The sequence below is a fragment of the Corynebacterium sp. NML 150383 genome, assembly GCF_002285085.1.
GTDB lineage: Bacteria > Actinomycetota > Actinomycetes > Mycobacteriales > Mycobacteriaceae > Corynebacterium > Corynebacterium gottingense.
In genome coordinates, this window is record NZ_NSGK01000014.1 from 25,673 (window position 1) to 49,902 (window position 24,230).

The window sequence follows — 24,230 nt, forward strand, 5'->3', positions numbered from 1 at the left end:
GCCACCCCGGAATAATCCGGGCGGCGGGGCCGTTTGTTGCTTACACGGCGCGGTTTGACCGCGGAGAATCGTGAGGAGGTACACGCGGGTGAGAAATCCCCAACACATCGCATCCGAGCAGGCTTACGTTGATGAGCTCTTCCGGCACCTGGATGCGGAAGTCACCGCAGCCCAGGAGAAGCTGGCCGCGGTGCAGCGCGACGTAGACCCGGACAACCCGGACTCGGACGCACTCGTGCGCCGCGAAACGGAGTACCACGGGCTCAACGCCAAACTCGATGCACTCAACATCGCCGAGGTGGGCCTGGTCTTCGGCCGCATCGACGTCGCCGACACGGACGTGGAGAATCCGGTCCCGGGGCGTCCTGGGCTCGAGCGGCGTTACATCGGTCGCATGGGGATGGACGATCGCGCGGACAACTACCGCACCCTCCTGCTGGACTGGCGCGCGCCACTGGCGCGGCCGTTTTACCTGGCTACCACGGCGCACCCCGAGGGCGTTGAACAGCGCCGCAACATCCGCATGCGCGGCCGCAAGGTGACGGCGGTGGATGACGAGGTCCTGTCTGGCGACAGCACCGATGCCGACCAGCCTGGCGCCGCGGAGTCAGCGACCGACGGCGGCAACGTCGGCTCCGAGGCCGCGCTGCGCCGCGCCATGAACACCGCACGCACCGGCCACATGCAGTCCATCGTGGAAACGATCCAGCGCGAGCAGGACGAGATCATCCGTGACGCCACTCGCGGCGTCATGGTCGTCCAGGGCGGCCCCGGCACCGGCAAGACCGCGGTGGCGCTGCACCGCGTGGCTTACCTGCTGTACACCTGGCGCGAGCAGCTTTCGCGCACCGGCGTGCTCATCATCGGCCCGAACCCGACGTTTCTGGAGTACATCTCCCGCGTCCTGCCCGAGTTGGGCGAAACCGGCGTCGTCCTGTCCACCATCGAGGACCTCGTCCCCGGGTTCACGCCGGCGCGTGACGCGGAGCCGCTGGCTGCGCGCGAGGTCAAGGGCTCGGAGGAGATGGTCACGGTGCTCAAGCGTGCCGTGCAGGCCTTTGAGACGGTGCCCGAGCGCCCCGTCACCTTGAAGATCGACTCCGTCGACATCGAGGCCACCCCGGCGATGGTAAGGGCGGCACGCACCCGCGCCCGGCGTTCGCGCAAGCCGCACAACCAGGCCCGCGAGTACTTCGCCGAGCACCTCACGCAGTCGCTCGCGGAGGCCCTGGCGGAGAAGATCGGCGCGGACCCGCTCGGCGGCCGCAACCTCCTCTCCGCCGCAGACGTGGACCAGCTGCACGACGACCTCGCCGACGACCCGCAGGTAATCGCCCTGGTGGACGAGTACTTCCCGGAGCTCGACCCCGCAGAGGTCCTCGACGTCACGCTCACGGACCGCGCGCGCATCGCAGAGGTCGCCGGGGACTACGACGCCTACACCCAAGACGCGCTCTACCGCGCGCCGGGTTCGGGGTTCTTCGCGTCGGACACCGCGCTTATCGACGAGCTGTCCGTCCTCATCGGCGTCGTCGCGCCCGAGGAACAGCGCGCGAAGGAGAACGCGCAGTGGCGCCAGCAGGTCGAGGAGGCCGCCGACGCCCTTGACGTGCTCGCGTCCTCCGAGTCCACGGACAACGACGACGACCAGTTCGAGGCGGAAATCCTTTCCGCTGCCGACGTCATCGACGCGGAAACCTTGGCAAGCCGCCAGCGCGTCACCGACATTCGCTCCACCGCGCAGCGCGCGCGGGCGGATCACACCTGGGCCTACGGCCACGTGATCGTCGACGAAGCGCAGGAGCTCTCCCCCATGGAGTGGCGGATGGTGTTCCGCCGGTGCCCGTCGAGGTGGATGACGCTGGTGGGCGACCCCGCGCAGACGTCGGCGCCCGCCGGCACGGACGACTGGGCCGCGTCACTCGCGCCGTTCGTCGGCGAGCGGTTTGTCACCCACGAGCTCACGGTAAACTACCGCACCCCCGCGGAAATCATGGAGTACGCGCGCGACGTCCTGGCGCAGATCGACCCGGAGGCGCAGGCGTCGGTAGCCATCCGCGAGACCGGTGTTCCGGTGCGCCGCCTGCCTGCCGGGACCGACCCGGAGTGGGTGCGCGTGGAGCTGCACCAGGGGGATGCGCAGGAGCAGCGCACCGTTGCCGTCATCGATGCCGCCAACGTGGCGCAGATGAAGGGGTTGGAGTTTGACCACGTCATCGTGGTCGATCCGGACAAAGTAGTAGAGGCCTCGCCACAGGGGTGGCAAGACCTCTACGTTGCCGCTACGCGAGCGACTCAAAGCCTGACGGTGATCGGCTAAGCGCCACCGTCAGCGCCCCGCCGCGCAGCGCGGCGGGGTCACCGTTACTTGACGGTGTGGACGATCATCACGTCGCAGTCGGACTGACGGGCAACGTCAGCCGGCACGGAGCCCAGCAGGCGGCCGGTCAGCGAGTTGATGCCGCGGTTGCCCACGACCAGCAGCTCAGCCTTGTTGTCGTTCACGATCGCCATGAGCGCCTCGACCGGGGTGCCCGGGCGGGTCGCGGTCTGCACATCCTCGACGCCGAAGGAGCGAGCGTGCTCAGCGGCCTCCTCGAGGTTCTTCAGCGCCTGCTCGTCGCCCAGAATCGTCACCGAGTCCTGGCGCAAGGCCTTGGAGGCGTCCTCTTGGGTGCGGTAGTACGCCGTGCCGATGACCAGCGTTGCCCCGAAGGCCGCTGCCATCCGTGCCGCGCGCTCAACAGCGAGGAGGGAGGACTTGGAGCCGTCGGAGCCGACGACGATGGTGTTGTAGTACTCAGCCATAGTGTCTGGGTGACCTTTCATCGAGTTTGGGAATCTGTGGACATGGTACTCCGGGTGCTCCGGGGAGGTTAGTTATGCCCCTCGGCCCTGGTATCTACCAGCATAACGTCCACCGGAGCCTTCTTTGCCACGCTCCCGGGGATGTTGCCAAATACCCGGCCAGCCAGCGAGCGCATGCCCTTATTGCCCACCACGAGCAGGTCGACCTCGTACTCCGAGACGGACTCAAGCAGCACGTTCGCCGGCTGCCCGGCCTTGGACACGACGTTGACCTTCGGGGCCTGCTCCTCCTCCGCGATAGTGCGGGCGCGGGTCAGGATCTCCTGGGCACCGGTCTCGGTCACGATGTCGATCTTGCTCAGCTCGGCGTTCGTGGAGTTCAGCATGGAACCGGACGCGGTGTAGTGCGCGCAGATCACGGTAAGCTGGGCGTCGTACACGCGGGCCAGGCTGGCTGCGGCGCGGACGGCCACCAGGGAGGTCGGCGAACCGTCGGTGCCCACGGCGATGGATGTGTAAGTGTGCATGATGGGTATTGCGCCCTTTCTCGTTCTAGTTTCCTGTGTCTTTCATACCACGGAGTTCCTTGCGCAGATCTGCAATCTCATCGCGGAGTCGGCCGGCGAGCTCAAACTTCAGCTCGCGGGCGGCGTCGCCCATCTGCTTCGTGAGGTCGTCGATAAGCTTCTGCACCTCGTCGGAGGCCATGGTGGTCACGTCCGGCTTCTCTGCCACCGCTGCATCCGAGCTCAGGCTCGCCTGCTCCTCGGCATCGCCGTTCTCGTAGACCTGGTCGAGGATGTCGGCGATCTTCTTGCGCAGCGGCTGCGGGTCGATGCCGTGCTCCTTGTTGTAGGCCAGCTGCTTCTCGCGGCGGCGCTCGGTCTCATCGATCGCCTCCTGCATGGATTCGGTGATTGTGTCGGCGTACATGATGACCTCGCCGGAGACGTTGCGGGCCGCGCGGCCGATGGTCTGAATGAGCGACTTCGTGGAGCGCAGGAAGCCCTCCTTGTCCGCGTCCAGGATGGCCACGAGCGAGACCTCGGGCAGGTCGAGGCCCTCGCGCAGGAGGTTGATGCCCACGAGCACGTCGAACTCGCCAAGCCGGAGCTGGCGCAGCAACTCGACGCGCTGCAGCGTATCAATGTCGGAGTGCAGGTAGCGCACCTTGATGCCGTGGTCGAGCAAGTAGTCGGTGAGGTCCTCGGCCATGCGCTTGGTCAGCGTGGTCACGAGCACGCGCTCCTGTTTGTCCACGCGCTGGCGCACCTCGTCGATGAGGTCGTCGATCTGCCCCTTCGTCGGCTTGACGGTCACCTTCGGGTCCACCAGCCCGGTCGGGCGGATCACCTGCTCGACGTACTCGCCCTGCGCAGCCTCGAGCTCGTAGTCGCCGGGGGTCGCCGACATGTACACGGTCTGCCCCACGCGCGCCTCGAACTCGTCGAAGGTCAGGGGCCGATTATCGACGGCACTGGGCAGGCGGAACCCGAACTCCACGAGGTTTCGCTTACGCGACATGTCGCCCTCAAACATGCCGCCGATCTGTGGCACGGTCACGTGGGACTCATCAATGATGGTGAGGAAGTCCTCCGGGAAGTAGTCAATGAGCGTGGCCGGCGCGGAGCCGGGGCCGCGGCCGTCCATGTGCCGCGAGTAGTTCTCAATACCGGAGCAGAACCCCACCTGCTGGATCATCTCCAGGTCGTACTCGGTGCGCATCCGCAGGCGCTGCGCCTCGAGGAGCTTGCCCTTGCTCTCCAGTTCCTCGAGCCGGTCGGCGAGCTCCTCCTTGATCGCCTGGATCGCCTTTTCCATGCGTTCCTCGGTGGCCACGTAGTGGGTGGCCGGGAAGATGCGCACCTCGTCCTCCTGGCTGAGTACGTCGCCCGTGAGCGGGTGGATGTAGTAGAGCGAGTCGACCTCGTCGCCGAAGAACTCGACGCGCACGGCGACCTCCTCGTAGGCGGGGATGATGTCGACGGTGTCGCCCTTGACGCGGAAGGTGCCGCGCTTGAAGTCGATGTCGTTGCGCTCGTATTGGACGTCCACGAGCAGACGCAGGAACCGGTCGCGCTCGACCTCCTCGTCCACGCGCAGCACGATCGAGCGGTCCAGGTAGGACTGCGGGGTGCCCAGGCCGTAGATGCAGGACACGGAGGAGACGACGACCACGTCGCGGCGGCTCAGCAGCGCGGAGGTTGCGGAGTGGCGCAAGCGCTCCACGTCATCATTGATGGACGAGTCCTTCTCAATGTAGGTATCGGTCTGCGCGATGTACGCCTCCGGCTGGTAGTAGTCGTAGTAGGAGACGAAATACTCGACGGCGTTGTTGGGCAGTAGCTGCCGCAGCTCGTTCGCCAGCTGCGCGGCCAGCGTCTTGTTCGGCGCCATCACCAGCGTGGGCCGCTGCTGCTGCTCAATCAACCACGCCGCCGTCGCAGACTTACCCGTACCAGTCGCACCCATGAGCACGACGTCCTCCTCGCCGCGGCGCAGCCGCTCGTCCAGCTCCGCGATCGCGGCGGGCTGGTCGCCGGACGGTTCGAACTCGGAAACCACCTCAAACGGCTTTTCGCGCCGCTCAATCTCGCCGACGGGGCGGAACTCGGAGTGCGCAAGGACTGGGTGTTCTGCAGCGAAAGCCATGGCTGTCAGCATACTCGCCGCTCCCCAACTGCTCCGCTGCCGCCGTGCCAGAATGGGGCACATGCTTTCTACGCTGATCCCCCACGGTTTCCAGATCCGCGAGCACGTCATCCGCGTCCCCTGGGACCGCACTGACGCGTCGCTAGGCACCCTCGAGCTCTTCGCGCGCGAGCTGTACACCGACCCCGACGCGCCGCCCCTCGCCTACTTCCAGGGCGGCCCCGGCAACCCCGGCCCGCGCATGCTCATGGGGTGGATCCCCGAGGCACTCAAGCACTACCGCGTCTTCCTCATCGACGAGCGAGGCACCGGCCGTTCCACCAGGATCGATGCGACGCAGCGCACGCTTCTCGACGCCGCGCATCTCTCCCGCCTCCGCCCACCCGACATCGCCGCCGACGCCGAGGACCTGCGCCGCCACCTGGGCTTTGATACCTGGGACATCCTGGGCAACTCATTTGGCGGGATCTGCGTGGGCGCCTACCTCTCCTACTTTCCGGAGGGCATTGGGCGCGCGATGATGACTGGCGTGGTCCCGCCGTTCGGGACCACGCCGGAGGAGTTCAACCGCCAGTCGGTGGCGCTCATGGCCCAACGCGTCGAGCGCTTCTACGCCGCGGTGCCGTGGGCCGAAGGGCGTGTCCGGGAGGTGTGCGCGCACCTGGCGGACACCGAGGAGTTTCTGCCCACCGGCGAGCGGCTCACCCCGGAGCGCTTCCGCTTCGTGGGCGTGCGGCTCGGCGAGGAAACTGGTGCGGACACGCTTGCCATGCTGCTCGAAGCACCGTTCCACCGCGGCGCGCACAAGCGGCTGCGCACCGACTTCCTCGCTGCGGCGGGCGCGATGCTCAGCCTGGCGCCAAATCCCTTGTGGGCCGTGGTCCACGACCAGATTTTCGCCGGCCTGACCCCGCAGCCCACCAACTGGCCCGGCGCCCGGACGTACGAGGAGGCCGAAGGGTTTTCGGTCCACGCGGACCCGCGGAGCGACGCTCCCTTCTACCTGCTGGGCAACGCCTTCTTCCCGTTCCACTTCGACCAGGACCCTGCGCTCCGCCCGTTCCGCGAGGCGGTGGAGGATATTGCGCAGCGCACCGGCCAGCGGCCCAGCGTGGACGCCGACGCGCTGCGCGCGAACGACACACCCGCCGCCGTCCTGCTCTACGAGGACGACCTTTTCGTCCCCTTTGACTACGCCAGCGCCCAAGCGGCGCAGATTCCCAACCTGTCCGTCACCACGCACCCGACGTACCAGCACGACGGCATCTACCTCCACGGCGACGAAGTGTTCCGCCAGGTGCACGCCGCGTTGCCCCCGGATAGGGCGTAATTGCGAGCGATTCCCTGACTCCGCGTCAGGGAGTTGCGACTCCTTTCAGCTATTTATACGGTCATTGTTATGACTCCAGCCCACCCATATGACGCGGCGCGCGCCGCCATCGCCGCCTCCGGCATGCGGCAGCGCGACGTCGCTCAGCACTTGGGTATTGACGCGAGCAAACTCTCAAAGTCCCTCTCCGGGGTGCGTCGCTTCACCGCAACGGAGCTGGCCCTGCTGGCCGACCTCACCGGCGTCCCCGTCCGGGAGCTCGCCGTCCGCGGTGAGCAGCACACGCCGCGCCAGCACGACTCACGGCGCGACCAGGCACGGCGCGACCAGGCGCGATCAAGCCGCCGGCACGCCATCGTCAGCGCCGCGTGGCCGCTGTTTGCGGCGCACGGGTACCAGCCAGTGACCGTGGCCGACATCGCCGCCGCCGCGGGCATGTCCGCCTCCGCCGTGCACTACTACTTCCCCACCAAGAACGAGATCTTCCTGGCTACCTTGGATGCCTGTTCGCTGCAGGGCATTGCGCGCCGGGCGTCAGCGCACACGGTCGCAGACCCGGTCGACCGGCTCAACGCGCTCTTCGCCGTCCAACTCGACGGCTCCCCGGAGGCGCATCGCGAGTGGGCAACCTGGGCGCAGTTCTGGTCCTCCTCCGCCATTTTCACCGATGCGCACGACGCCACCGAGATCGCGTACTCGCGCTGGCAGCGGGAACTCCTGCCTGTCGTGCAAGAGGGCATGGACAACGGCACCTTCCGGGCCGGGGACCCCCAGACCATGGTCACGGCGCTGACCGCACTCATCGACGGCCTGGGGATCCGAATGCTCGCGGGCGACCTCAGCCCGGCCGACGTCCACGCGGTGGTCACCGGCAGCATCCGCGGCTGGATCACGCACAGCGATAGCGGCGGCGCAGGCCGCGAGCCAGCAAGCTCGCCCCCAGACGTTGCCCCCGCCCGAGATTCCCAAGCACACGAAAGCAAGGTGTGAACGACATGTTGCAATTGAGCCGCAGGCAGCTGCTGCAGGCCACGGTGATGGGAGGCGCGACGCTCGCGCTCGCATCCTGTTCCACCGCACCCGTCGACGACATTGATACCTCCGGCCCACCCAAGCAGGGCGGCACGCTGCGCATCGGACTCGTCGGCGGCTCGTCCACGGATACCGTGGACGCGCACGTGCCCACCAGTACGAGCGACGCCGCGCGCGTGATCAATTTGTACGACGCGCTGGCGCGCCGCGACGACGACTACAACCTGGAGTACCGCCTCGCGGAGGCGATCGAGCCCAACGCGGACGCCACCGAATGGACGATCACGCTGCGCGAGGGCGCGCAGTTCTCCGACGGCCGCCCCGTCCGGCCCGAGGACGTCATGTTCTCCTACGACCGCATCCGCGACCCGCAGGACCCGAAGTCCGGCGCGGCCTCGATCTCCCACATCGACAGCATGGAGGTGCTGGACAACCGGCGGCTGCTCATCCGGCTCGCGGTCGCGGACGCCGCGTTGGTCGATTCGCTCGCGGAGTACCAGATGGGCATCGTCCCCGAAGACTACGACCCGGAACACCCAATCGGCGCGGGCCCGTTCACGCTCGAGGACTTTACGGCGGGCCAGTCCACCACACTCGTGCGCAACGACAACTACTGGGCCGGCCCCGCGCACCTGGACGCGGTGCGCATCATCGATTTCCAGGAGGAGGACGCCATGCTCAACGCGCTGCTGTCTTCCCAGGTGGATGCGATCGGCAGCCTCAACCACGCGCTCGCCCGCGTCATCGATGAAGATCCGCGCCTGAGCACGCTCATCTCTGAAACCGGCATGTGGCTGCCGCTGACCATGCGCGTCGACGTCGCTCCGTTTGACGACGTCCGCGTGCGTCAGGCGATGCGCCTCGCGGTGAACCGGCAGCAGATGGTCGACCAGGTCTACTCCGGCCAGGGCCAGCTGGGCAACGACATGTTCGCGCTCTACGACGAGGCCTACCCCCGGGACTTCCCGCAACGAGAACAGGACGTGCAGAAGGCGAAGGAGCTGCTCGCGGAGGCCGGTTACCCGGATGGCATCGAGGTGGACCTGGTCACCTCCGAGATCCAGTCTGGCGCCGTGCGCACCGCCCAGGTCTTCGCCGAGCAGGCCCGCGAGGCAGGCATCACCGTCAACATCCAGCAGGTGGATTCCTCCACGTTCTACGCGTCCGGAAACTACCTGGAATACCCGCTCGCGCAGTCGTTCTGGTACACGCGCAACTTCCTTCAGCAGGTCAACCAGTGTGCCACGGCGGACTCCCCGTTCAACGAGACGCATTGGGTGCGCGAGGACTTCACCCAGCGGGTGCATGAGGCACGCGCGATCGTCGATAAGCCCGAGCGCGAGGCACGCATCCGAGAACTACAGCAAGAGCTTTACGACGAAGGCGGCTACATCATCTGGGGCTTTGCCAACCAGGTCGACGCGTACCACAACTACGTGGTCGGGCTCACGCCGCACCCGAGCGGTGTGCCGCTGTCGCAAGCAATGTTCCACAAAATCTGGCTCGCGGAGGCATAACATCATGGGCAAATTCATTCTGCGCCGACTCGCGGTGAGCATCTTCATCCTCATCGCCGTGTCCATCATCATCTTCTGTGCCACGCTGCTGCTGCCGGGCTCCCCCGCCACGGCGATCCTCGGCCAGCAAGCCACGCCAGAGCGCATCGCCGCGCTGGAGGCCGAGATGAACCTGGACAAGCCCCCGCTGCAGCGCTACTTCATGTGGCTCGGCGGCATCTTCACCGGGGACCTGGGGACCTCGACGTCTACCGGCGGCCCGGTCGCGGACTTGCTCGGCGAGCCGCTGGCCAACTCGCTCGTGCTCATGGTGCTCGCGGCCGTCGTGGCCATCCCAGTTGGCATCCTGGTTGGCATCTACGCCGCCTGGTGGCGCGGCACCAAGCGCGACCAGGCGATCACGTGGGTGACGCTGATCCTCGCCGCCATGCCGGAGTTTGTCATCGGTATCGCGCTGATCACGCTGTTTGCCACCTCCGTGTTCAAGGTGCTCCCGGCGGTCACGATGTCCCCGCCCGGCAGCCACGTCTGGGAGTTCCCGTCCCAGCTCATCCTGCCCACGATCACGCTCGCGCTGGTGGTCAGCCCGTACATCGCGCGCATGACCCGCGCGACGATGGTGGAAACGCTGGACTCCGGCTACGTCGAGATGGCGCGCCTGAAGGGCGTGCCCGAGCGGCGCGTCATCTTCCGCCACGCGCTGCCACACGCGGTCGGGCCGATCGCGCAGGTGGTGGCCATCCAGCTTGCGTGGCTCGCCGGCGGCATCGTCGTCGTAGAGTACCTGTTCCGCTACCCCGGCTTGGGCGTCGCGCTCATTGACGCCGTGAATTACCGCGACGTCCAAGTCGTGCAAGCCGTGTCCCTCCTGATCGCCGCGGTCTACGTCGTGGTGAACCTCATCGCGGACATCGTCAGCATTACGGCCAACCCGAAACTGAGGAGCTAGCAATGACCACACCGAATACCACCGGTGCCCACAGCACCGCAGGCAACGAGCCCGCTGACGAGTTCGAGACGCTCAAGGAATCCGCGTCCAAACCCGCGCCGGTGCTCGCCCGCATCTGGGCAATCCCCGAGGGCAAGGTCGGGCTCGTCCTCACCTCCCTCATCGTCGTGTGCACCGTCATCGGCTACCTCTTCGCAGAGCAGCTCACCGGCTACTCCTCCACCGAGTTCCTCGGGCTGCCGTTCACCAACGAGGGCGCATTCGGCACCGACAACCTCGGCCGTTCGGTCTTCTCCCGCTTCATCGCCGGCGGCTTGGTCCTGCTAGTCACCGCGTTTTTGGCCACTGCGCTCGGCATGCTCGTCGGCACGCTCATCGGCATGGTCGCCGGCTACGCGGGCGGTTGGGTCGACGCAGTCCTCATGCGCATCAACGACGTCGTGCTCGCCTTCCCGCAGCTCATCTTCGCCATGCTGGCGATCGTCATCTTCGGACCCTCCGCCACCGTCCTCGTGCTGGTGATCGGGCTCACCCACGCGCCACGCATCGCCCGCGTCGCCCGCGCGTCCACAATGTCGGTGACCAACGAGGACTACATCCGCGCCGCCCAGATGTACTCCATGCCTCACTGGCGCATCCTGCTCCGCGAGATCCTGCCCAACATCACCGGCCCCCTCGCCGTCGAAGCCGGACTGCGACTCACCTACTCCATCGGCTCCATCGCCTCGCTGTCCTTCCTCGGTCTAGGCATCCAACCGCCCGCCGCGGACTGGGGCTTGATGATCAACGAGAACCGCATCGCACTCTCGCTCCAGCCCTGGGGCGTCATCTTGCCGGTCGCGGCCATCGCGCTGCTCACCATCGGCACCAACATGCTTGCCGACGCCACCGCGCGCGCCACCGCGTCCACCGCCATGCCCGCGCGCCCCACGCCCGAGCAGCTCGACGCCGCGCGGAAGCCGAAGAACGAGCCCATCCGCCACGACGCACCTACCGCCACCGAGTCCGAGGAGGCCCAACGATGACCACCGCGATCACCACCCCCACCGACGCCGCCGGCACCGTACTGAGCGTCCGCGACCTGCGCATCCGCGCCAACGACGGCACCGAAATCCTGCACGGCATCGACTTCGACCTGCACCGCGGCGAGATCGTCGGCCTGGTCGGCGAATCCGGCTCCGGCAAGACCACGGCGGGTCTCGCCGCGCTCGGTCACTGCCGCGAGGGGCTTTCGCTTACCGACGGCACCGTCACCCTCCACACCCGCAACGGCGACACCGTCGACGTCCTCGGCCTCGGCGAGGACGACTTGCGCCAGCTGCGCGGCGCCCGCGTCGCCTACGTGCCCCAGGACCCCGCGCTGAGCCTCAACCCCACCATGCGGATCGGCGAGCAGATCTCCGAGGTGCTGGACCAGCACAACTACGACGGGGACGCCGCCGCGCGCGTCCGCGAAGTCATGCGGGACGTCGACCTGCCCGACGACGACGCGTACCTCGCGCGCTGGCCCCACCAGCTCTCCGGCGGCCAGCAGCAGCGCGTCGGCATCGCGATGGCGTTCGCGATGCACCCCGACGTGCTCGTCCTCGACGAGCCCACCACCGGCCTCGACGTCTCGACCCAGGCGCACGTGTTGGAAACGATCCGCGAGATGACCGTCCGCCACGCCGTCGCCTCTCTCTACATCACGCACGACCTCGCCGTCGTCGCGGAGCTGGTCGACCGCGTCATCGTCATGCTCCGCGGCGACATCGTGGAGGAAGGCCCCGTCCAATCGGTCCTGTACTCCCCGCAGCACCGCTACACCCAGCGGCTGCTCGCCTCCATCCCGGACCTCGCGGGGAAGAAGAACCTCGCCGGGCGCGAGGCGGGCGGCGCGGACAAGGGTGGCGCGGGGGCGTCGATAAGCGAGGGCCCGGCCCCGCTCCTGCAGGTCCGCAACCTGGAGATGTCCTACGGCGACAACAAGGTGCTCCACGGCATCGACCTCGAGCTCAACGAGGGCGACTCGATCCTGCTGCTCGGCGAGTCCGGGTCGGGCAAAACCACCCTCGCGCGCTCCATCGCGGGGCTGAATCCCGGGTACACCGGCACGGTCGCGCTCGGGGGCGAGGAACTCGCGCACGGTAGCCGCAAGCGCACGCTGGACCAGCGCCAGGCGGTGCAGTACATCTTCCAGTCCCCGTTCTCCTCGCTGAACCCGCGGCGCACGATCGGCGAGTCGCTGAGCGTGCCGATGCAGCTGTCGAAGCGCCTGCCCAAGCGCGAGCAGCGCGACGTGGTGTACGAGGTGCTCGAGGCCGTGCAGCTCGACCCCAGCTTCTACGACCGCCGGCCCGGCGACCTCTCCGGCGGCGAGCGCCAGCGCGCGGCGATCGGCCGCGCCCTGGTCAACGCCCCGTCCGTGCTCGTGTGCGACGAGGTGACCTCCGCGCTCGACGTTTCCGTGCAGGCCTCTATCCTGCGCCTGCTGGCCAAGCTGCGCCGCGAGCGGGGCCTGTCCATGCTCTTTGTCACCCACAACATCGCACTCGCCCGCCACGTGGCCACGCGCATCGCGGTGCTGAACAAGGGCGTGATCGTGGATGCCGGCACCGTCGACGAGGTCCTGGAGAACCCGCAGCACGACTACACCAAGCACCTGCTCGCGGACGTCCCCTCGCTGTAGCGGCCCGCTAGGCTGGTGGATGATCTGACCCCAGCCTAGGAAGCGAGCCACCGTGCACTCCTTGCCCGTCCACCCCGCCACCGTCGATCTCAAGCCGCTGCCCCTGCCGCCGCTCGGGCAGACACTCGAGGCATACCGCACCGCACTCTCCGCGGTACTCAGCGAGGAGGATCTCGCCCACGCCACTCGCGTCATCGAGGGTTTCGCGCAGGGCGATGGGCCGCTTCTCGACGCCACCCTGCGCGACCGTGCCGCCGCCCGCGAGAAGGAAGGCACGAACTGGCTGCACGACGAGTGGTACGAGGGGTACCTGGAAAACCGGGAGCCACTGCAGCTGAGCACGAACGTTGGGTTCCAGCTCGCGCCCTTCGGCGACGGCACAGGCACGAGCCGGGTTGCCAGCGCCGTGCAACGCATCGCCACTGTGCACCTGCAGGCCGCGGCGCAACAGGTTCCCGAAGACGTAGACGCGCGCGGCAACCGCATCACCATGAACCAGTGGTTTGTCTACAACGGCGGCGTCCGCCACCCGAACGTCGACGTGGACGACGTCACTGTTTGCGATCGCGACGTCGCGGATCGGGAAATCGGCGTGTTCGTGCGCGGTCGCCTCTTCGCCCTGCAGATCAGCGACGCCGACGGCAACGTCGCGCCGCTTGACCAACTCTCCGCGGCGTTCGACGAGCTGCTGTCCACCGATGAGGCCGCCGACTTCAACGCCGACTTCAACGCTGCGTCGCTGATCGGGTCCGGCCCGCTTGGCGACGCCCTCTCGGGCCTCTTCACGCAGAACCCCGGCACCTACGCGCGCCTCCGCGACCTGTTGTTCACTGTGGACCTCGTGGACGCCGCGGGCCGCAGCGACGCCGCGCTCCTGGCGGACCTGACGTTCCGCCCGCGCGGCGCTTGGACCTACAAGCCGCTGAGCTACCAGTTCGGGGTGGACAGCCCGTGGACCGCAGTCCACGTCGAGCACAGCTGCCAGGACGGGGCGACACTGGTCACGGCGCTTACGCGGATGCACGACGCCGACGTCACCGAGTCCGCGTCGATGACCGCGCGTGCCCCGCAGGAGCTGCGCTGGGAGTTGGACAGCAACATCTCGGACATTGCGCGCGAGGTGCGCTCGTACACCAACATCACCGGCGACTACGCGCAACCGTACACCGCCGAGATCGTCCCCGTAGACATCAACCAACCGGACGACCTACCGTTCAAGTTCAGCCGCGACGCGAGCGCACAGCTCATCCTATCCATCGCGCAGCAGCTCACCTACGGCCGCGTGCGTGCGGTGTACGAGGCCGTTGACATGCGCGAGTTCCGCGCCGGCCGCACCGAGTGCCTGCGCGCGGCGACCTCCGAGGCCGTCGCCTTCGCCCGCCACCTGGTGGACGGCGATGCCACCCAGGAGCAGCTCGTGGCCGCTGTCGACGCCCACCGCGCGTGGGTGAAGCGTTGCAAGTCCGGTAACGGGTTTGACCGCCACATTCAGATGCTCGAGCGCCTCGACGAACGGTTGCCCCCGGCGGAGTTCTTCACCGACGAGACCACCATCGCGGCGCGCCAGGACTTCCTCTCAACCACCTCGATCGGCGGCGCGGACCAGATCGTGCGGTACGCCTTCGCGCCGACGCTGCCCGAGGGCTTCGGCGTGGCCTACACGCCGCTGCCGAAGGCTACCGAGTACTGCGTGTCCTACAACGCGGACACCGCGGAGCGGCCCGAGGAGTTTCTCCGTAACCTCACGCGCGCCGCCGAGCTCCTGTGGGAGTTCTGCGCGAACCTCTAGCGGGGCTACGCGTCGGCGAAACCCGTAAACCCCGTGGCGCGACGGGTCGCCGCCAGCCACTGCTCGAGCTCGCCGGCGTCGAGCCATTGCTCGTACAAGTCGGAGTCGGGCGAGGACATCAGCTCACGGACCTGGTGCTCCAGCCAGCGTCGGTCGCGGAACGAAAATTCAAACGCCAGAGCCTCGTGGAACTCTTCGGAGGGCAGGTTGCCGTTCATCACGGCAACGAGGGCGACGACGACCTCGGCCTGGCCCGAATCAAGGGGCAGCTCGCGGCAGGCGAAGCGGAACTTATCCATGCGGAACGTGCCATTGGCAAGCTGACGCACGGCGTCGCGCGCGTGGTCATTATCAAACGGCCCATAGTTCCACGTTCCCATGGCCAGTGAGCTTAAGACCGGCTGGTTGCAGGTTGCTTTCCGTAAAGCGAACAATACTTAAACGTCAAGCAATATGTTGGTAATCCGGTTTGCCAACGTGTCTACCTGCTGTGCAAGTTTGTCCTCCGTGCCGTTATTATCCAGCACCACGTCTGCCGCTGCGCGGCGCTCGACGTCCGGGATTTGCCGCGCGATGCGGTTGCGCGCGTCGGCCTCGTCCAGCCCGCGGTGCGCCACCAGGCGCCGCACGCGTTCCTCCGGATTCACGTCGACCACGACGGTCATGTCCATGTCCTGGTCCATGCCGAGCTCCACGAGCAGCGGCATGTCGTATACCGCTGCCCGCTCCCCAGCGGCCTCCAGCGCGGCGAACCTGCGGGCGGATTCCGCGCGGATCGCTGGGTGGGTGATGGCGTTGAGTCGTTGTGTCGCCTCCTCCGAGGCGAATGCGCGGCGGGCCAGTTCCGCCCGGTCCAGCGCGCCGTCCGGTCCCAACAGGTCGGCGCCGAACTCCTCCGCCACTGCGGCGAGGACGGGCGAGCCGGGTTCCATGTTGTCGCGGGCCACCTGGTCGGCGTCAACGACGGGAAAGCCACGCTGGCGCATAAGCGCCGCGACCGTGGACTTGCCGCTGCCGATGCCGCCGGTCAATCCGATCATGTACATGGGCACCGATGATAGAGCAAAGCGGCCCGCGCCCCGTCGATAAGCGACTGGGTGCGGGCCGCCGTGCGACCTCACATGGAGGATTTAGTTGCCGGTGAGCTTGTCGCGCAGTGCGGCGAGCTGCTCATCCGAAGCCAGGGAGCCCATGGACGACTCTGCCGGCTCCGCTGCCGGAGCTGCAGCGTTGGAGTCGGAAGAGTAGTTTGCCTGGTCTGCTGCCTGGTCGGCGGCCTCTGCGGCTGCGGCGCGGTGACGCTCCACCTGGCCGGCGTGCGCCTGGTGGCGACGCTCTGCCTCGGCGTAGCGTGCCTCCCACTCCTGGCGAGCCTCGTCGTAGCCTTCCATCCACTCGTTGGTCTCCGGGTCGAAGCCCTCCGGGAAGATGTAGTTGCCCTGCTCGTCGTAGGAGTCGGCCATGCCGTAGCGGGACGGATCGAACTCCTCGGTGAAGTCCTCGTCAGCCTGCTTGAGGGACAGGGAGATGCGGCGACGGTCCAGGTCGATGTCGATGACCTTGACCATGACCTCTTCGCCCACGTTGACAACCTGGTCCGGCACCTCGACGTGGCGCTGCGCCAGCTCGGAGATGTGAACGAGGCCCTCGATGCCCTCGTCGACGCGGACGAACGCACCGAACGGGACGAGCTTGGTGACCTTGCCCGGGACGATCTGGCCCACGGCGTGGGTGCGTGCGAACACGCGCCACGGATCCTCCTGGGTTGCCTTCAGCGACAGGGACACGCGCTCGCGGTCCAGGTCCACGTCGAGCACCTCGACGGTGACCTCGTCGCCCACGGTGACAACCTCGGACGGGTGGTCGATGTGCTTCCAGGACAGCTCGGACACGTGGACCAGGCCGTCGACGCCGCCGAGATCGACGAAGGCGCCGAAGTTGACGATGGAGGACACGACGCCCTTGCGGACCTGGCCCTTCTGCAGCTGGTGCAGGAAGTCGGAGCGGACCGCGGACTGGGTCTCCTCCAGGTAGGCGCGGCGGGACAGCACGACGTTGTTGCGGTGCTTGTCCAGCTCGATGATCTTCGCCTCGAGCTCCTGGCCGATGTACGGCTCCAGGTCGCGGACGCGACGCATCTCAACCAGCGATGCCGGCAGGAAGCCGCGCAGGCCGATGTCCAGGATGAGGCCGCCCTTGACAACCTCGATGACCGTACCGGTAACCGGCTGGTCGTTGTTCTGCAGCTCCTCGATGGTGCCCCAAGCACGCTCGTACTGAGCGCGCTTCTTGGACAGAATCAGGCGACCTTCCTTGTCCTCCTTGGTCAGGACAAGCGCGTCGATCTCGTCGCCGACCTCGACAACCTCGTCCGGGTCGACGTCGTGCTTGATGGACAGCTCGCGCGTCGGGATGACGCCCTCGGTCTTGTAGCCGATGTCAAGGAGGACCTCGTCGTGGTCAACCTTGACAACCTTGCCACTGACGATGTCACCGTCGTTGAAGTACTTGATGGTGGCGTCGACTGCAGCGAGAAATTCCTCAGGGCCACCGATGTCATTGATAGCAACCTGGGGTGCGTTAGTAGTGCGCATAAGTATATGTGCTCCGAAATGAATAGGAGATCGAAATTGGACAGGGGCGCATCTCTCCACCCAGTTCACCTTCCAATGGGGGGGCTTGACGTGGGAAAGATCTCGCGCGAGGATCGACCCAGGCCCTCCTATTACGGCCGGTGTCGCCCCGATACGTCGATGCGCCCCTGCAAGGGTAGTCCGTTTCACCTGCTTAAGCAAATAATATCCGTCATGCACAATTCCGATCATTCGCTTATCGACGCCACCGTCACCCCCTCCGCGGCAAACCGCCAATTCTGGGACGATGACGCGGCACGCTACCACGCCGATCACGCGGCGTACCTGTCAAGTTTCTACTGGTGCCCGGAGATGCTCCACGAGTCGGAGGCACGCCTCCTCGGCGACCTCGCCGGGCGCAGCGTGCTGGAGATCGGGTGCGGCTCCGCCCCGTGCAGCGCGTGGCTCGCACACACTGCGCAGGACGCCGAACTGGTCACGGGATTCGACATTTCCGCGGGCATGTTGCGCCGCGCGCCCACCGGACTCCCCCTCGCACAAGCGGACGTGCTCGCCCTCCCGTACCGCGACGCCGCCTTCGACGTCGCATTCTCCGCCTTCGGCGCGCTGCCGTTCGTCGCCGACCTCGACGTGGCCCTCTCCGAGATCCGCCGCGTCCTGCGCCCCGGCGCACGCTTCGTCTTCAGCGTCACGCACCCCATGCGCTGGGTCTTCCCCGACGACCCCGTCTCCACCACCGCCGAGATCAGCTACTTCGACCGCGCTTACGAGGAGCGCGACGCCGAGGGCCGATTGACCTACGCGGAATACCACCGCACGTTCGGCGACTGGGTCCGCGCCCTCCGTACAGCGGGACTGCCGCTTGTCGACGTCACCGAGCCAACCTGGCCGCCCACCCTCACAGAAACCTGGGGGCAGTGGTCACCGGAGCGCGGCGCGCTCTTCCCGGGCACAGCCATCTTCGCTACCCAGGCGGTCTAAGCTTCACTTCCCACACTCTCAGCTTCTCCCCGAACCCAACACCCCCATATAGGGGCAATTGCACCGCTCCTTGAAGTGAGATGACCATTTACCGCTTTTCCGAGAAAATCGACCTATACACAGCCAACTTGCAGGTCAAGATATTTCCACATCGTGAGACTCGTCATAAAATATAAATGCTTCTTCATACCTGAGTTTCACGTAAGGCGAACCCGGCAATTCGCTCACAACATGTTAAACTCGCTCTTGGTTTTCGAAGCTCGCCCCTCTGGTAAGGGAAGACCACTGAGGCGGGAAAAACATCGAAAACCCTTCCCCGCTCACAGGGGGTTTAAGTGAAAAGGGAAGCACAGCGTGGTGGAGGGGGTTCGCCACGCGATCGGGGGGAAGGGGGATGCAGCATTCCCCGGAATGCTGCGCGAGAGGCGGGCACGAGATTAACGGCCCTGGTGCCCGCCTCCTCGTCCCTCAGCGGCGGCTCTGCCCGCAGCTGAGTGTGAAAGGCGCGGGGTGAACTGCACGGAGACGGCACACCCCGCGCTTTTCCGTGTGTTTCCGCGATTTTCCGTGCGTTTAGTGCGCCGCCTCGTTCCAGTTCGTGCCCGTGCCGGCGGAAACCTCGAGCGGCACCAGCAGCGAGATCGCCCCATCCATTTCTCGCTCGACGATCCCGCGCACCTCGTCGAGCTCACCCGCGGCAACCTCGACGACAAGTTCGTCGTGCACCTGGAGCAGCACTCGCGACTGGTAGCCCGCGAGCGCCTTGTCGACGCGGACCATCGCAACCTTAATGATGTCCGCAGCCGTCCCTTGGATCGGCGCGTTGAGCGCCGCGCGCTCCGCGTTCTCGCGCGCGACCCGGTTTTCACTGTTCAGCTCAGGCAGGTAGCGGCGGCGGCCGAACAGGGTTGAGGTGTAGCCGTCGCGCCGCGCCTGCTCGACCACCTCATCCAGGTAGCGCTTCACACCGCCGAAGCGCTCGAAGTAGCTCTCCATGATCTGCTTCGCTTCGCCCGCCGAGATGCCCAGCTGGTTCGACAGCCCGTAGGCCGACAGCCCGTACACCAGGCCGTAGCTCATCGCCTTCACGCGACGGCGCAACTCGGGCGTGACCTGGCCGATCGGCACGTCGAAGACGCGCGAGCCCACGAAGTTGTGGAGGTCCTCCCCCGCCTTGTACGCCTCGATGAGGCCCTCGTCGCGCGACAGGTGCGCCATCACGCGCATCTCAATCTGCGAGTAGTCGGCCGTCAGCAGGCATTCGTAGCCCTCGCCGACCCTGAAGGCGGAGCGGATTTCGCGGCCCGCGTCTGTCCGCACCGGGATGTTTTGCAGGTTCGGGTCCGCGGAGCTGAGCCTGCCTGTCGACGCCACCGTCTGCTTGAACGTCGTGTGAATCCGGCCATCGTCGCCGACCGCCTTGATGAGGCCCTCGATGGTGGACTTCATCTTTTGGTACTCGCGGTGCAGCAGCAGGTAGTCAAGGAACTCGTGCGGGTGCTTCTCCGCCAGCGCCTCGATTTCCGACGCCGCCGTCGAGTACCCCGTCTTCGTCTTCTTCGTCTTCGGCAGCTCGAGCTTGTCAAAGAGCACCACGGAGAGCTGCTTCGGGCTGGACAGGTTGAGCTCGGGCTCGTCGACAAGCTCGCGCGCCTTCTCCTCCACCTGGGTGACCTTGTCGGCGAAGTCCTTGCGCTGCACCTCGAGCACGTCGCGGTCCACGGCGATGCCGGTGTGCTCCATCTCGGCGAGGATTGGCACCAGCGGGAGTTCCAGGTCCGCGTAGAGTTCGTATTCGTCGATGTCGCGCAGCTGCGCGGTGAGTTCCTCGGCGAGTTCGAGGACGGCCGCGGCGGCGTCGATAAGCGAGGTGTCCTCGAGCAGACTCAACTGGTCCCCACCCACGGTGAGCTGGCGCTGCAGGTGACGCTGGTAGACGTCCTCGAGGCCGTACGTGCGCTGGCCGGGCCGCAGCAGGTAGGCCGCGATCGCCGTGTCGTGCGCGATCCCGCGCAGCTCGATCTCGCGCCCGCGCAGCATGTGGTACGCGCCCTTCGCGTCGTGGAGGTACTTCGGGTCCTCCGACTCCAGCCAGGCTTTGAGCGCCGCGTCCTCGGCCGGGGAAAGCTCGGCAGTGTCTCGCTGGATGCCGTGCCTTTGCTTATCGACGATCCCCAGCCCCGTCACATCACCACCCGCCGGCACCGCGGAACCAGCCAGGTACACGGCGAGCCCCTCCCCGCGGCGGGCCTCGAGCCAGGAGTCCAGCGGCTCGTCCGCAATCTCGACGTCCGCGAGCTCCACCGGCGCCTGTTGCTCGGCCGCATCACCCTCGGTCGGCACGGCCTTGAGCACACGCTCGCGCAGGTTGGCGCCGAACTCCAGGTCATCGAACGCCGTGGAGACCTCCCCCACGTCCGCGGTTGTCAGCGCCAGCTCGTCCGGGCCGACCGGCAGCTCGACGTCCGTGACCATCTGGGTGAGCTCGCGGTTGAGCTGCACCTGCTCGATGCGTTCGCGGAAGTTGTTCCCCGCCACGCCCTTGATCTCGTCGGCGTGGGCGATGAGCTCCGCGAGCGAGCCGTACTTCACGATCCACTTCGTCGCCGTCTTCTCGCCCACCTTCGGCACGCTCGGCAGGTTGTCCGACGGGTCGCCACGCAGCGCCGCGTAGTCCGGGTACTGCTCAGGCGTGAGGCCGTACTTCTTCTCCACCTCTTCCGGGGTGAACCGGGTGAGCGTGGAGACGCCGCGGGTTGGGTAGAGCACGGTCGTGTGGGCGTCGACAAGCTGCAAATAGTCGCGGTCACCGGTGACGATGACGATTTCGTAGTCGCCGCGCGCCTGGGTGACCAGCGTGGCGACGATGTCGTCGGCCTCGAAGTTCTCCTTCGACAGCGTGACGATGCCGAGCGTGTGCAGCACGTCCTCGATGATCGGGACTTGGCCCTTGAACTCCGGCGGCGCCGACTCGCGCTGCGCCTTGTACTCCGGGAAGCGCTCCGTGCGGAACGTCTTGCGGCCGACGTCAAAGGCGACCGCGACGTGCGTCGGGGCCTCGTCGGCGAGGATGTTGGCAAACATGGAGAGGAAGCCGTACACCGCGTTCGTGTGCTGCCCGCCCGTGGTGGAGAAGTTCTCCGCCGGCAGGGCGTAGAAGGCGCGGAAGGCCATGGAGTGGCCGTCGATGAGCAGGAGGCGTTTTTGATCAGTCACGGTGCACCAGTCTAGCGACCGCCCACGCCACGCAATTTCCAGATCCTCACGCGCATCCGCTACACTTTTCCGCGAGCCCCAGTAGCCCAATTGGCAGAGGCAACGGATTCAAAACCCGTCCAGTGTGAGTTCGAGTCTCACCTGGGGCACGCTGTGAAGTCTCGAGACATCGTTCCGGTTATGTCTCGGGGCTTCTTTAATTTTTGTTGCCCGGGTTGGGGTTGAGTTCGTTGTCTTTTTGGTTGTAGTAGATCTTGTCCGGTGTCAATGTGTAGTGGGCTATGTGTTGCCCCGTGGCCGTGATTTTGATGTCTGCGGTGTTGTCTACGCACATGATGGTGATGGGTTCTCCGGCCCATCGGCGTCCGATGTAGAGGCGTCTGAGTTGGCCGCCCCATCGCAGTGTTGTTTTGCCGTTTTTGGCGACTTTGTCGGTTCGCAGGCGGTAGTCATGAGCCTTGATGTCTGGTCGGGGGTGCGCTTTGGGTAAAGCGTTGTAGGCCTCCGCAGGGGTAGATCACCCTGGCGTGGGCCCGGATTGCAACTTACATAGGCATAGTATATATTTACGCTATGCAGATTGACGAACAAGCACAGCTCGCCAACAGCCTCGTGTGGGCCAGCAGCCGCTTCGCACGGACCGCATATCAAGCAACGCCGGTACAACTCTCGTACGTCTCGCTGCGCGCGATGTCCGCACTCAATCGCGAGCCCGGACTTCGCGTCGGAGAACTCGCACGTCGTGAGGGTATCACACAGCCGTCCATGAGTCAGGCAATCAAGAAGCTTGTCGACGGCGGCTTCATCACCCGCCACCCCTCGCCCGAAGACGCGCGCGCCGCGGACCTCATGATCACCGACAAGGGCCGCGACATTCTCCTGAAGTACCGCAACGACTCCGCCGCCCAGATTCTGCCTGTGCTGGACACGCTGAGCGACGACGACATCGCCGTGCTTCACCGCGCCTCCGAACTGCTCCAGCAGATCACCGAGGAACTCTCCGAGAAGCGCTAGCGCATCTGCATTCCTACTTACCGAGGTCGGCAATCCAGTCGACCCCACCACATTTGCCATGCCCAAAAACAAGGAGGTTTTCATGTCCAACGCTGGTTTGGAAGACGCCGAACCGCATTCAATACTGAAGCAACCAATCGCTGTGTGGGCCCTCGCGTTCGCCTGCACGGTCTCGTTTATGGGCATCGGCTTGGTCGATCCGATTCTGCCTGCAATCAGCCGCGAACTCGACGCGTCCCCCACGCAGACGATGCTGCTGTTCACCAGCTACCTGCTCATCACGGCGCTCGCAATGTTTTTCAGCGCCTTCATCTCCTCGCGAATCGGAGTCAAGGTCACACTCTTGATTGGCCTCGCACTCATCGTCGTCTTCGCGTTTTTGTCCGGCGCCGCCGGCTCCGTCGACGCCATCATCGGGTTCCGCGCCGGCTGGGGCTTGGGCAACGCCCTGTTCATCTCCACCGCGCTCGCGGCGATCGTGGGCGCCGCCGCAGGCAGCGCCGGTCAAGCCATCATCCTCTACGAAGCGGCGATGGGCATCGGCCTCGCCGTCGGCCCGCTGGCCGGTGGTCTCCTCGGCGAGATCTCTTGGCGAGCCCCCTTCTACGGCACCGCCGTCCTCATGGCCATCGGCTTTCTCGCAATCGCGACGCTCCTCAAGCGCAAGTCCAACAATCCCGCCCCCGTCGAATTCAGCGCAGGCTTCGTCGCGTTGAAGGAACCGGCACTGCTCACGCTCGGACTGGTCGCGTTCTTCTACAATTTCGGCTTCTTCACGCTTCTGGCATACTCCCCGTACCCAATCGAGGAGGCCGCCTCGCTCGCAGGCAAGGACTTCGGCGCCATCGAGCTGGGATTCGTCTTCTTCGGCTGGGGCCTCACACTCGCCATCTCCTCGGTGTTCCTCGCACCCCGCCTCGTGCAATGGCTCGGCCTCTTCCCCGTGCTGAACCTGATCCTCGGCGGCTTCGGCGTCCTACTCGCCTGCCTCGGTTTCGCCGCGCTGCACCTCACGGCGGTCGTCACCCTGGTCATCATCGCTGGCATCTTCATCGGCGTCTTCAACACCGTGCTCACCGAGGCCGTCATGGAAGCCACCCACCTCCCCCGCAACGTCGCCTCCTCCACGTATTCCGGACTGCGCTTCCTCGGCGGCGCCATCGCCCCCGCGGTCTCCGGCCCGCTTGCCGCCGCGCTCGGCGCGGGCGTCCCGTACTGGTTCGGCGCGGCGTCGCTTGTCCTCTCCCTCGCAATCTTGCTCGTGGGCAAGCGCAACCTGGGCCGCCTCGCTTAACGACGCCGCCGCCCCAGCGCATGCCTCTGAGCGCCAGGGGCACTGGCGCTAACTCGAAAGCGACGGCAGGCTACCCATCATCCGGCGGGTCCGGGCTACGAAACGGCGCCCGCGCCGCATGATCCACCCCAGTCGGTGTGACCCGACCCGACGGCGAGACCCACACAATCCGCCCATCCCGACGCTGCGTCCGCCCACGCGACGGCCGACCCGCCTGATAATTGTGATACCGACACAACCACCCCAAATTCCCCACCTTAGTCTCACCCCCATGCTGATGCTCCACCATATGATGCGCATCGCACTGTGACGCCGGCACATCACAATCCTTCCACGTACACGTAAGCGAATCCGCCAACATCATCTCCCGATGCTTCCGATGCGCA

General features: G+C 66.3%; 18 protein-coding genes, 1 tRNA gene and 1 pseudogene. 12 read left to right on the forward strand and 8 right to left on the reverse strand.

Translation table 11 applies throughout. The features are described from left to right. Window positions 1-88 precede the first annotated feature (88 nt). Entirely contained in the window at window positions 89-2,320 is a 2,232-nt protein-coding gene (locus CKJ85_RS11090; protein ID WP_233127055.1) for an AAA family ATPase, read from the forward strand. Window positions 2,321-2,364: 44 nt separating this feature from the next. Here CKJ85_RS11090 and CKJ85_RS11095 read toward each other — a convergent pair whose 3' ends face one another. From CKJ85_RS11095 to uvrB, 3 genes are all read right to left on the reverse strand, one after another. Continuing rightward, entirely contained in the window at window positions 2,365-2,808 is a 444-nt protein-coding gene (locus CKJ85_RS11095) for a universal stress protein (protein WP_095278832.1), read from the reverse strand. Between the two features lie 68 nt (window positions 2,809-2,876). Beyond that, entirely contained in the window at window positions 2,877-3,335 is a 459-nt protein-coding gene (locus CKJ85_RS11100; protein ID WP_095548332.1) for a universal stress protein, read from the reverse strand. Window positions 3,336-3,360: 25 nt separating this feature from the next. Then, window positions 3,361-5,460 carry an excinuclease ABC subunit UvrB gene (gene uvrB, locus CKJ85_RS11105; RefSeq protein WP_095278830.1) on the reverse strand — a complete coding sequence of 700 codons (2,100 nt, stop codon included), beginning with the start codon at window positions 5,458-5,460 and terminating at the stop codon, window positions 3,361-3,363. A 61-nt stretch (window positions 5,461-5,521) separates the two neighbouring features. Here uvrB and CKJ85_RS11110 point away from each other — a divergent pair, with 61 nt between their 5' ends. From CKJ85_RS11110 to CKJ85_RS11140, 7 genes are all read left to right on the forward strand, one after another. After that, entirely contained in the window at window positions 5,522-6,790 is a 1,269-nt protein-coding gene (locus tag CKJ85_RS11110; protein WP_158221648.1) for an alpha/beta fold hydrolase, read from the forward strand. A 69-nt stretch (window positions 6,791-6,859) separates the two neighbouring features. Then, window positions 6,860-7,780 (forward strand): TetR family transcriptional regulator C-terminal domain-containing protein, encoded by a 921-nt coding sequence (locus tag CKJ85_RS11115; protein WP_095554357.1) that lies wholly within the window; start codon window positions 6,860-6,862, stop codon window positions 7,778-7,780. A gap of 5 nt (window positions 7,781-7,785) precedes the next feature. Beyond that, window positions 7,786-9,339 (forward strand): ABC transporter substrate-binding protein, encoded by a 1,554-nt coding sequence (locus tag CKJ85_RS11120; RefSeq protein WP_095278857.1) that lies wholly within the window; start codon window positions 7,786-7,788, stop codon window positions 9,337-9,339. Window positions 9,340-9,343: 4 nt separating this feature from the next. Continuing rightward, window positions 9,344-10,288, forward strand: coding sequence for an ABC transporter permease (locus tag CKJ85_RS11125; protein WP_095536871.1), 945 nt, complete (start codon window positions 9,344-9,346; stop codon window positions 10,286-10,288). A 2-nt stretch (window positions 10,289-10,290) separates the two neighbouring features. Further along, on the forward strand, window positions 10,291-11,313 hold the full coding sequence (locus CKJ85_RS11130) for an ABC transporter permease (protein WP_095546297.1): 1,023 nt from the start codon (window positions 10,291-10,293) through the stop codon (window positions 11,311-11,313). Continuing rightward, complete coding sequence (locus tag CKJ85_RS11135; protein ID WP_095554358.1) at window positions 11,310-12,956, forward strand: ABC transporter ATP-binding protein; 1,647 nt, start codon at window positions 11,310-11,312, stop codon at window positions 12,954-12,956. The genes CKJ85_RS11130 and CKJ85_RS11135 overlap by 4 nt, the downstream gene beginning before the upstream one ends. Before the next feature lie 52 nt (window positions 12,957-13,008). Further along, window positions 13,009-14,745, forward strand: a complete 1,737-nt coding sequence (locus CKJ85_RS11140; protein ID WP_095554359.1) for a choline/carnitine O-acyltransferase — start codon at window positions 13,009-13,011, stop codon at window positions 14,743-14,745. 5 nt (window positions 14,746-14,750) lie between these two features. Here CKJ85_RS11140 and CKJ85_RS11145 read toward each other — a convergent pair whose 3' ends face one another. The 3 genes from CKJ85_RS11145 to rpsA all read right to left on the reverse strand — a co-directional run bounded on the left by CKJ85_RS11145 (window position 14,751) and on the right by rpsA (window position 17,339). Further along, on the reverse strand, window positions 14,751-15,125 hold the full coding sequence (locus CKJ85_RS11145; protein ID WP_095536477.1) for a DUF4259 domain-containing protein: 375 nt from the start codon (window positions 15,123-15,125) through the stop codon (window positions 14,751-14,753). A gap of 57 nt (window positions 15,126-15,182) precedes the next feature. Then, window positions 15,183-15,791, reverse strand: a complete 609-nt coding sequence (coaE, locus tag CKJ85_RS11150; RefSeq protein ID WP_095554360.1) for a dephospho-CoA kinase — start codon at window positions 15,789-15,791, stop codon at window positions 15,183-15,185. An 84-nt stretch (window positions 15,792-15,875) separates the two neighbouring features. Next, window positions 15,876-17,339, reverse strand: coding sequence for a 30S ribosomal protein S1 (rpsA, locus tag CKJ85_RS11155; RefSeq protein WP_095278821.1), 1,464 nt, complete (start codon window positions 17,337-17,339; stop codon window positions 15,876-15,878). A gap of 213 nt (window positions 17,340-17,552) precedes the next feature. On the opposite strand from rpsA, the gene CKJ85_RS11160 reads away from it, so the two are divergent. Next, window positions 17,553-18,320, forward strand: coding sequence for a class I SAM-dependent methyltransferase (locus CKJ85_RS11160; RefSeq protein WP_095554361.1), 768 nt, complete (start codon window positions 17,553-17,555; stop codon window positions 18,318-18,320). A gap of 573 nt (window positions 18,321-18,893) precedes the next feature. On the opposite strand, the gene polA is transcribed toward CKJ85_RS11160, so the two are convergent. Next, a complete protein-coding gene (gene polA / locus CKJ85_RS11165) occupies window positions 18,894-21,536 on the reverse strand; it encodes a DNA polymerase I (RefSeq protein ID WP_095554362.1) in 2,643 nt (880 codons plus the stop codon). A gap of 75 nt (window positions 21,537-21,611) precedes the next feature. Between polA and CKJ85_RS11170 the strand changes: the two genes are divergently transcribed. Continuing rightward, a tRNA-Leu gene (locus CKJ85_RS11170) sits at window positions 21,612-21,685 on the forward strand. A 47-nt stretch (window positions 21,686-21,732) separates the two neighbouring features. Here the strand turns inward: CKJ85_RS11170 and CKJ85_RS11175 are convergent. Next, window positions 21,733-22,050, reverse strand: a pseudogene (locus tag CKJ85_RS11175) (IS481 family transposase); the annotation flags it as partial. Between the two features lie 59 nt (window positions 22,051-22,109). Here CKJ85_RS11175 and CKJ85_RS11180 point away from each other — a divergent pair. Beyond that, complete coding sequence (locus CKJ85_RS11180) at window positions 22,110-22,550, forward strand: MarR family winged helix-turn-helix transcriptional regulator (RefSeq protein WP_095554363.1); 441 nt, start codon at window positions 22,110-22,112, stop codon at window positions 22,548-22,550. 82 nt (window positions 22,551-22,632) lie between these two features. Further along, the gene (locus tag CKJ85_RS11185) at window positions 22,633-23,844 is read left to right on the forward strand and encodes an MFS transporter (protein ID WP_095554364.1); all 1,212 of its coding nucleotides are present in this window, start codon (window positions 22,633-22,635) and stop codon (window positions 23,842-23,844) included. Window positions 23,845-24,230 lie beyond the last annotated feature (386 nt).